The 1,285-nt window shown below is 61.5% G+C and carries 1 protein-coding gene; it reads right to left on the bottom strand.

The annotated features are described in order from the left end of the window. Positions 1–49 precede the first annotated feature (49 nt). Positions 50–1,218 (bottom strand): IS3 family transposase gene (locus MUB46_RS24105; protein WP_261618526.1). Its coding sequence is split into 2 segments (ribosomal slippage): positions 50–948 and positions 948–1,218, totalling 1,170 coding nucleotides; the frame shifts between segments, so codons are not numbered across the junction. Between the last annotated feature and the right edge of the window lie 67 nt (positions 1,219–1,285).

Genomic DNA, 1,285 nt, shown 5'->3' with positions numbered 1-1,285 from the left:
GGGCGTCAATGATCTTGGTCTGCCCCATCGAGGTGGCCAGGCTCGTAAGTTAGAGTCCGGCGGTCAAGGTCGGCGGATGTGCCGACGCAGCGACAGGGTCCGGCGGCCAGGATGGTCCGGGCAAGACGGCTTGCGGTGCCGGCGGTCGATAGTCGAGCGAGGAGTGCGGTCGGAGGCGATTGTAATGGCGTTGCCACCATTCGATCAGCACCTGTGCCTCCCGCAACGAGTAAAAGATTTCGCCGTTCAGCAGTTCGTCCCTGAGCCTGGAGTTGAAGCTCTCGCAATAGCCGTTTTCCCATGGACTGCCCGGTTCTATGTAGAGTGTCTTCACGTCGAGCCTTGCCAGCCAGTCTCGCAGCGCGGTGGCGATGAACTCAGGCCCATTGTCGGACCGTATGTGCTCCGGCGGACCGTGCGTGACGAACAAATCGGCGAGCGTATCCAGCACACGCTGCGAGTTGAGCTTCCGGTCGACCTCGATCGCCAGGCATTCGCGGGTGTGTTCATCGATCACGACCAGCATCCGGAACGCCCTGCCATCATGGGTGCGATCCTGCACGAAGTCATAGGACCAGACGTGGTTGCGATGGGTCGGCCTCAGCCGCACACACGATCCGTCCGCTAGCCACAGACGCCCGCGCTTCGGTTGCTTCATGGGTACCTTGAGCCCCTCGCGCCGCCAGATGCGATAGACGTGCTTGACGTTCACCACCCAACCTTCGGCATTCAGCAGTGCCGTGATCCGGCGGTAGCCATATCGACCATATTGCTCAGCCAGGCGAATGACCGCTCTGGTTAGCGCGGCCTCATCCTGCCGGCCCTGTGGCTGCTTGCGCTGGGTGGAGCGATGCTGGCCGACCACATGGCAGGCACGGCGCACTGAGACGCCGAGATCCCTCACCACGTGGTCGACACAGGCACGACGGCGCGAGGGGCTTAGAAGTTTCCCTTTGCAGCCTCTTTCAGGATCATCGCGTCCAGAGTCAGATCGGCAACGGCTTTGCGAAGCCTCTGGTTCTCACGCTCCAGATCCTTCAGCCGTCTTGCCTGATCGACTTTCAGCCCGCCGTACTCCCGGCGCCAGCGGTAATAACTCTGCTCCGACACCGCCAGCATGCGGCAGATCTGGCCTACCATCTCGCCCTGGCTGAGACGAACCTCCGCCTCACGCAGCATCGCGATGATCTCTTCAGGGGAATAGCGCTTTCTCGGCATTCTCAGCTCCAGTTTTGGAGCCGAACTCTAACTTAGACCAATGGCCACTTTCCGGGGAGCAGACCAG

The sequence above is a fragment of the Microbaculum marinisediminis genome (assembly GCF_025397915.1).
In the GTDB taxonomy this organism is placed as follows: domain Bacteria; phylum Pseudomonadota; class Alphaproteobacteria; order Rhizobiales; family Tepidamorphaceae; genus Microbaculum; species Microbaculum marinisediminis.
This window is presented reverse-complemented; position numbering and strand designations above follow the sequence as displayed.